General features: G+C 64.0%; 8 protein-coding genes. 6 read left to right on the forward strand and 2 right to left on the reverse strand.

What is annotated here, in order from left to right; translation table 11 throughout:
• Positions 1-936 (reverse strand): TrpB-like pyridoxal phosphate-dependent enzyme (locus tag ACE3UY_RS22970; RefSeq protein ID WP_374689796.1); only part of this gene is annotated, 936 nt, incomplete at its 3' end.
• A gap of 649 nt (positions 937-1,585) precedes the next feature.
• Between ACE3UY_RS22970 and ACE3UY_RS22975 the strand changes: the two genes are divergently transcribed.
• The 5 genes from ACE3UY_RS22975 to nirK all read left to right on the forward strand — a co-directional run bounded on the left by ACE3UY_RS22975 (position 1,586) and on the right by nirK (position 6,445).
• Entirely contained in the window at positions 1,586-2,197 is a 612-nt protein-coding gene (locus ACE3UY_RS22975; RefSeq protein ID WP_374689797.1) for a class I SAM-dependent methyltransferase, read from the forward strand.
• 60 nt (positions 2,198-2,257) lie between these two features.
• On the forward strand, positions 2,258-3,247 hold the full coding sequence (locus tag ACE3UY_RS22980; protein WP_374689798.1) for a Fic family protein: 990 nt from the start codon (positions 2,258-2,260) through the stop codon (positions 3,245-3,247).
• Positions 3,248-3,483: 236 nt separating this feature from the next.
• Positions 3,484-4,317 carry a class I SAM-dependent methyltransferase gene (locus ACE3UY_RS22985; protein WP_374689799.1) on the forward strand — a complete coding sequence of 278 codons (834 nt, stop codon included), beginning with the start codon at positions 3,484-3,486 and terminating at the stop codon, positions 4,315-4,317.
• 3 nt (positions 4,318-4,320) lie between these two features.
• Positions 4,321-4,956 carry a type II CAAX prenyl endopeptidase Rce1 family protein gene (locus ACE3UY_RS22990; RefSeq protein WP_374689800.1) on the forward strand — a complete coding sequence of 212 codons (636 nt, stop codon included), beginning with the start codon at positions 4,321-4,323 and terminating at the stop codon, positions 4,954-4,956.
• A 376-nt stretch (positions 4,957-5,332) separates the two neighbouring features.
• Positions 5,333-6,445, forward strand: coding sequence for a copper-containing nitrite reductase (gene nirK, locus ACE3UY_RS22995; RefSeq protein ID WP_374689801.1), 1,113 nt, complete (start codon positions 5,333-5,335; stop codon positions 6,443-6,445).
• A 74-nt stretch (positions 6,446-6,519) separates the two neighbouring features.
• On the opposite strand, the gene ACE3UY_RS23000 is transcribed toward nirK, so the two are convergent.
• Entirely contained in the window at positions 6,520-6,717 is a 198-nt protein-coding gene (locus ACE3UY_RS23000) for a hypothetical protein (protein ID WP_374689802.1), read from the reverse strand.
• A 309-nt stretch (positions 6,718-7,026) separates the two neighbouring features.
• Here ACE3UY_RS23000 and ACE3UY_RS23005 point away from each other — a divergent pair.
• A partial coding sequence (locus tag ACE3UY_RS23005; RefSeq protein WP_374689803.1) for a saccharopine dehydrogenase NADP-binding domain-containing protein occupies positions 7,027-7,504 on the forward strand: 478 nt, incomplete at its 3' end.

Here is a 7,504-nt window from a genome sequence, read left to right on the forward strand (position 1 = left end):
GCCATAGTCGAAGGCGTAGACGCCCTTGGTCAGGCTGGGCGAAGCGGCCGGCTCGGCGGCAATGACCCGCGTCCGCTTACCCTCGGTCAGGTTCTTGTGGACGAACGGGAAGGTGAAGCCGGCGAAGTTGGAGCCGCCGCCAGCGCAGCCGATGACCACGTCAGGATACTCGCCGGCCATCTCGAACTGCTCCAGCGCTTCCAGGCCGATGACCGTCTGGTGCAGCAGCACGTGGTTGAGCACCGAGCCCAGGCTGTACTTCTTCGCCCCACCCGATGACGCCGCGGCCTCGACCGCCTCGGAGATGGCGATGCCCAGCGAGCCGGGCGCGTCGGGGTTGCCGGCCAACAGCGAGCGGCCGTAGTGGGTGTTGTCGCTGGGGCTGGCGAAGACACGCGCGCCGTAGCTCTCCATGATCACCCGCCGGTAGGGCTTCTGGTGGAACGACTCTTTGACCATGTACACTTCCAAATCCATGCCGAAGAAGTCGCAGGCCATGGCCAGGGCCGAACCCCACTGCCCCGCGCCCGTCTCGGTCGTCAGCGCCTTCGTGCCCTCCTGCTTGTTGTAGAACGCCTGGGCCACGGCCGTGTTGGGCTTGTGGCTGCCCACGGGGCTGACGCCCTCGTACTTGAAGTAGATGTGGGCGGGCGTGTCGAGCGCCTTCTCCAGCCGGACGGCGCGCAGGAAGGGGGTCGGCCGCCACATGCGGTACACGTCGCGCACCGGCTCCGGTATCTCGATGTAGCGCTCGGTGCTGATCTCCTGCATGATGAGGCCCATCGGGAAGAGGACGCTCAGGAAATCGGGCGTCACCGGCTCCTTGGTGCCGGGGTGCAACACCGGCGCGGGCGGCGTCGGCAGGTCGGCGTTAATGTTGTACCACGCCTTCGGCAGCTTGCTGTCATCCAGAATAAACTTCGTTCGCTCGCTCATTTTCAGCCTCCTTGAAGAATTGTCATCCGCAGATTTGGCAGATTAGGCAGATTTCGAGAAGCTCATGCCAAGTATGCTAAGAACGCGAAGAAGGAATTCCTTTGCGCACTTCGAGCTCTTTGGGCTTTGCGCGCTCTTTAATCTGCCCAATCTGCCTAATCTGCGGACAAAACCTCTTTGCAAATAAAAACGCCCTCGTCCCACACTAGGGACGAGAGCGTTCGATCTCCCGTGGTGCCACCCTGCTTAAGCCGCTCCGCCAACAAAAAACGCGCCGGTGATAGCGCGTGGGGAAGCCAGCTTCACTCTGTCGGCCCGCTCAGACTGACAGTCTGAGCTACGAGGCCTAGGCCCTATAACGGAGGCCACTCCGTCCGGAGCTACTGATCACTGACCACTGCTTACTGATCACTACTTTCGCCCCGGCGACTCCTCGGTCCATTCACCCGCTGCGCTGACGCCGGCCTTGCAGCCTGGTGGCCGGCTCTCTGGGACTCGCTTTGCGGGATACTCGTCCGAATCGCTGTCGTTGTGTATTCGATTGGGGAGCAGTCTAGCATGGGGGATAATGGTTGTCAAGCAAAGATAGTTGGGTCAATCCCGGCGCGTAGAGGCATCAAGAACCGTAATACCGACATGTGTATTAACCATGGACGACGAAAGCATACCACACGGCTCTCCCCAATACTGGGACGCTCTGGCGGCCACCTTTGATGATGAACCGGATCACGGTCTGCGCGATCCCGCCGTGCGCGGGGCGTGGGTAGATCGTCTCCTGAGCTGGCTGCCGCCAGGCCGCGCGGCTATTCTGGACGCCGGCTGCGGCACAGGGTCGCTCAGCGTCTTGTTGGCGGCGCTGGGCCATGAGGTGATAGGGATTGACTGGTCACCGGCCATGATCGTTCAGGCGCAGACCAAGGCGGCGGTCTCGGGCCAACCCGTAATTTTTACCGTCATGGATGCCGCCAACCCCCAGTTCCCGTCGCGCCGGTTCGACGTGATCCTGTGCCGGCACGTGCTGTGGGCGCTGCCGGAACCGGCGGCGACGCTCCACCGCTGGGCCGACCTGCTTGCGCCTGGCGGACGACTCCTGCTCATTGAGGGGTATTGGCATACCGGCGGCGGTCTGCATGCCGCAGAGATCGTGAACGCCCTGCCGCCTGGACTGACCAACGTCCGTGTTGAGAACCTGAATGGTGAACCGCTTCTATGGGGCGGGGTGGTTAGCGACGAACGTTACGCGGTAATCGCTGATCGTTAACGGTCTCACGGTTGTTATATCGGATGTGGCTCAACAACACGCATCCGATATAATAGCGGCATGCTCGAAAAGCGCCTGCTGACCCGCCTCCACGACAAAAAGGCCCGCCTCGACGCCCGCCGCCCCTTGCCCGCGGCCGCCGTGCGCCGGCTGGAGGAGCAGTTGGCCGTCGAGTGGACGTACAACTCCAATGCCATCGAGGGCAGCACCCTGACGCTGCGCGAGACGCAACTCATCCTGGAGCAGGGCGTCACCATCGGCGGCAAGAGCCTGCGGGAGCATTTCGAAGTCGTCAATCACCGCGAGGCGATCCGCTGGGTCGAATCGCTGGCGGGCTCAGGTCCGGCGCGCCCAGGTGCGACCCACTTCAGAAAGTGGGTCGCACCTGAGCGACAAGAGCCTATTACAACCGCTGTCGTCCGCCAGTTGCACGCGCTGGTGATGGCTCGCATCGACGACGAGAACGCAGGACAGTACCGGCAACTGCCCGTACGCATCGCCGGAGCCGCGCACGAGCCGCCTCCGGCCTGGGAAGTCGCGGCGCGGCTGAGCGATTGGGCCGATTGGCTGGCCTCACAAGAGGCAGCCGGGGCGGAACCGGTCGAACTGGCCGCCGTGGTCCACCACCGTCTGGTCAGCATCCACCCCTTTCTGGACGGCAACGGGCGGACGGCGCGGCTGATCATGAACCTGGTGTTGCTGCGCGCCGGTTATCCGCCGGCCATCATCGCCCGCGCCAACCGGGCGCAGTATTACCGCGCGTTGGCCGCGGCCGACCGGGGGCAGGACGAGCCCCTGGCGAACCTGGTCGGCCGGGCCGTCGAGCGCACCCTGACGCTCTACCTGGAAGCGACGACGCCGCAAACCGCGCCGCCCCCGGCCGGCGATGAGTGGCTGCCCCTGCGCGAAGCGGCCGAGGGGGCGCCCTATAGTCAGGAGTACCTGAGCCTCCTGGCCCGCACCGGCCGGCTGGAGGCAATCAAGCGCGGGCGCAACTGGTACACCACGCCGGCCGCCATTCGCCGCTACCGTGAGTCGCTGAACCTATAGCCAATGAGACGCTGATAGAACGCTGAGGCAGCGCTGATTCTCGTAGCTAGAAACAGCGCCAATCCGCGCAAAATCGGCGCATCAGCGTCGCATTCTTTATAACCCCCAACATTCCCCACTCCAGCCCTCTCAGGGTGAGTTATAATGTGCTCACGGAGATAATGGGCCATGCTGATCTATTATCCGGCGCTTGTTGGTGGCCGTCGCCGGGGCCGCCGCGGGTGGGAGTGAGCCACATGACCGCCGCCAAAATCGCCCTCGATAGCCGGAGCGCCGTCGCCGAGACGCTGCTCATCCCCCTCTACTTCCGCGCCCTGGAGCTGCGCGAGCCAAACCCGCTGCTGCGCGATGAGACGGCCGCGGCCCTGGTCGAGCGTCTCGACTATGACTTCGGGCGGGTCAAGTTGCAGGGTATCGACCGGGTAGGCGCCATTCTGCGCGCCCGCCAGTTTGACCGCTGGACGCGCGCCTTCCTGGCCGGCCACCCCAGCGCGGCCGTCGTCCACATCGGCTGCGGCCTCGACACGCGCTTTGAGCGGGTGGATAACGGTGAAGTAGCATGGTACGACCTCGACTTGCCGGAAGTGATCGACCTGCGCCGCGCGCTACTGTCGCCGCGCCCGCGCAACCGGTGGCTGGCCTGTTCCGTGTTCGACCCGGCTTGGGTGGAGGTCGTCGCGCCCATCGATCGCTCCTTCCTCTTCGTCGCCGAGGGGGTGCTGCCATACTTCGAGGAGACGCGGGTGAAGGGCTTGATTCTCATGCTCCGGCAACACTTCCCGGGCGCGGAGTTGATCTGCGACGCCATGACGCCGCTCCTGGTGAAGTTGAAGAACCTGGAACTGATCGCGTCGGGGGTCAAGGCGCGGCTGCATTGGGGGCTGAGGCGCGGTCGGGATATGGAGCGCTGGGGCGGCGGCATTCGACTACTGGAAGAGTGGTTCTATTTCGACGAGCCGGAGCCGCGCTTGGCCTCTTCGCGGTGGATGCGCTACTTTCCGCCGTTTGGCCGGGGCGTCGGCGTGTTCCATTACCGGCTGGGAGACGGAGACCGCGCCATCAGGAGGTGAGTCATGTCGTCCGGTGCGCTGATTTCATCTTCTCGCGCCCGTTTGCCGTTATCCATCGCCTTGGCCGTGACGCTGCTCATGGCCGCGACCTACACCGCGCTCGACGTGTTCCAGCCGGTCGAGCCGGCGCTGTCCCTGCTGGCCTTCATCCCCGGCGGCGTGAGCTTGCTGGCCCTGGCCGCGGCCGGCCTGTCCCGCGCCGACCTGAAGCTGCGTTTTGCCCCGCTGTCCGGCCGTGGTGCGATGGCGCTGGCGGCGGCGACGCTGCTCCTGCTGCCCATTCTCGGCTCCAACAACGGTTGGGCCGGCTGGCAGTGGCTACCCGCTCTGGTCTATGCGCCGGCGTCCGGCATCGCCCAGGAGCTTTACTTCCGCTGCGCGCTCCTGTCAGGCCTCGAACGGGCGCTGGCCGGCCGGGCGCGAGCGGCGCTGCTGCTCCACGCCGTCCTCTTCATCGGCTTCCACCTGCGCACTTTCCGCTCTATCACCGCGCCGGCGATCATGCTGCTCGTGGCCCTCGTACTCTTCCTGGGCGGGTTGGCCTGGGGCTGGCAAGTCCAGCGCGACCGCACCGCCATCTGGGCCATGATTCAGCATAGCCTGTTCCTGATGCTCATGTCGCTGTTCGCCTGGGGTTAGTTCGCAGTCAGGCAATTCATTGCCGTTCCTTGTTCACCGATGTAGGGGCGGGTTTGAAACCCGCCCCTACACCTCGTGCGAAGAACGGCAATGAATTGCCTGACTACAAGCTGTACGACAACCAGAACATATCCGTGGTCTATTGAACTCGCCCCCGCCGCGCCATTACAATGATCATGGGCGACAGGGCGACCGGTGATTACAGCTTGCTTTCTACGCTCGCGCTCCTAACGAGCGCTATGCTGGCTCCCTCACCCCTGCTAATCCCATTTATCCTTGCGCAGGCCCATAGAGTCTCTGACGGGCCTGCCCCTTCGCAGACCGCGCAGCAGCGTTCCCACCCTACTGCGCGACGCTTATCTGAAAGGAGTTGAAGATGACCCAACAAAGTTCCCGCATCGTCGCCGTCGCCATTGCCGCCCTCGGTTTGCTCGTCCTGCTGCTGGCCGCTTGCGCTATTGAACCAGAGGCTCAGGCCCCTACCCCCGCTCCCTCCGATGGGGCCGCGGTCGTCGAGGGGCGTGTCGACGTACCTACGCTGGAACCGGCCCACGAAACCGACGTGCCCAACGTGGCCTACAACCCGGCCGACGTGCCGCCGCCCATCACGCGCACGGAGCCGACGACGGTGCAGATCACCCTGACCGTTCAGGAAGTGACGGCTGAACTGGCCGACGGCACGACTTACGACTTCTGGACGTTTGACAGCACCGTACCCGGTCCGATGGTGCGCGTCATGGAGGGGGACACGGTGGAACTGACGCTGGTCAACCCGGAGACCAGCCGCAACGGGCACAACATCGACCTGCACGCCGTCAACGGCCCCGGCGGCGGGGCGGACGTGACCAACGTCCAGCCCGGCGAATCGAAGACGTTTACCTTCAAGGCGCTCCACCCCGGCGTCTACGTCTACCACTGCGCCTTCCCGCCACCCCAGCACCACATCGCCCAAGGCATGTACGGCGCGATCCTGGTCGAGCCGGTCGGTGGGCTGCCGCCGGTGGATCGCGAGTTCTACGTCATGCAGGGCGACTGGTACACCATCGGTCGCTTCGGCAATCAGGGGCACCAGACCTTCAGCACCGAGAAGGCGCTGGCCGAGCAGCCGGAGTACTTCACCTTTAACGGTCACGTGAACGCAACCTCCACCATTCACCCGTTGCAGGCAGAGGTGGGCGAGACGGTGCGCGTTTTCTTCGGCGTGGGCGGACCTAACGTCGGCTCCAACTTCCACATCATTGGCGAGGTTTTCGACAAGGTCTACTCCGGCTCCATCGAGACCTTCACCGCCAACGAGGAAGTGTGGTATGTGCCGCCCGGCTCCGTCTCCACCTTTGAGATGCACCTGGACGAGCCGGGGCGCTACCTCTTGGTAGACCACGCGCTCTACCGCACGCAGAAGGGCGCGGCCGGGATCCTGAACGTCACTGGCGAGTGGGACCCGGAGATTTATAACCCGCCGGCCACTGAGGGCAACGCCGGTCATTAAGGGCGAGTCGTATAATCGCCTTCGGGAACAAAAAAGGGCGGGGCCGACAGCGGCCCCGCCCTTTTTGGCTTCGATTAGCCCTTCTTCTTCAAAACGGGCAGCCCGTTCTTCGACTCCGCGACCTGATAGCCGCTCGGGATGTCATCCAATGCCCCTTGGCCCGGCTCTTTGGCAAAGAAGTATAGCGTCTGTGTCCGGCCGCCCTTCAACTCCACGTTGCGGGAGTGAAGGAAGTAGGTCTTACCTTTACTGTTCTTGAACTGGTAGGCCATCTGGCACTCTCCTTTTAGGTACAGTTTTCTCTGGGACAGGACACCTTATAAAGAGATTACCCTGTCCACGCGCATTAGGTTACGCGCTACACTGTACCACACGGTTAGACCAAATGTTCATTCTCTGAGGAAAGACTCAGGCAGTAAGCTGCTCTGCAAGAGCGTCTATATTCGTTATCCGGACTCCTCAGTTACGACTTACAAATCTGCCCAATCTGCCCAATCTGCGGATAATCTCTTCTTCAATCTGTGTCATCGCGGCTGAGGACAGCCGTGTGAAATCTGTGGATTATCTTCCAGAGGTTAACTATGCCCCACCGCTACGCCATCCTCGGTTCCGGTCGCCAGGGAACGGCTACCGCCTATGACCTGGCCGTCCACGGCGACGCTGAGTACATCCTGCTGGCCGACCTGGACCCCGCCGCCGCCGAACGCGCCGCCGAGCGCGTCAACCGCCTGGCCGGCCAGCCGGTCGCCGCGTCCGCCGCGCGCAACGTCCGCGACGGCGACGCCGTGGTCGATCTGCTGCGCGCCCACCGCATCGCCGCTTTCGTCTCCGGCGTGCCCTACTTCTTCAACCTCGACCTCGCCCGCGCCGCCGTGCGCGCCGGGGCCAGCATGGCTGACTTCGGCGGTAACACCGACCAGACCCGCGCCCAGTTGGCCCTCGACGCCGAGGCCCGCGCCGCCGGCATCACCCTGACGCCCGACTGCGGCCAGGTTCCCGGCCTGGGCAACTCGCTGTGCGCCTACACCATGAGCCTGTTCGACGAGGCCCGCGACCTGA

This window comes from Promineifilum sp. (SeqCode) (assembly GCF_041918635.1).
Taxonomy (GTDB): Bacteria; Chloroflexota; Anaerolineae; order Promineifilales; family Promineifilaceae; genus Promineifilum.

Coding starts and splice junctions, on each gene's coding strand:
- ACE3UY_RS22975 (WP_374689797.1), top strand. CDS start 1,586: ATGGACGACGAAAGCATACCACACGGCTCTCCCCAATACTGGGACGCT.
- ACE3UY_RS22980 (WP_374689798.1), top strand. CDS start 2,258: ATGCTCGAAAAGCGCCTGCTGACCCGCCTCCACGACAAAAAGGCCCGC.
- ACE3UY_RS22985 (WP_374689799.1), top strand. CDS start 3,484: ATGACCGCCGCCAAAATCGCCCTCGATAGCCGGAGCGCCGTCGCCGAG.
- ACE3UY_RS22990 (WP_374689800.1), top strand. CDS start 4,321: ATGTCGTCCGGTGCGCTGATTTCATCTTCTCGCGCCCGTTTGCCGTTA.
- nirK (WP_374689801.1), top strand. CDS start 5,333: ATGACCCAACAAAGTTCCCGCATCGTCGCCGTCGCCATTGCCGCCCTC.
- ACE3UY_RS23000 (WP_374689802.1), bottom strand. CDS start 6,717: ATGGCCTACCAGTTCAAGAACAGTAAAGGTAAGACCTACTTCCTTCAC.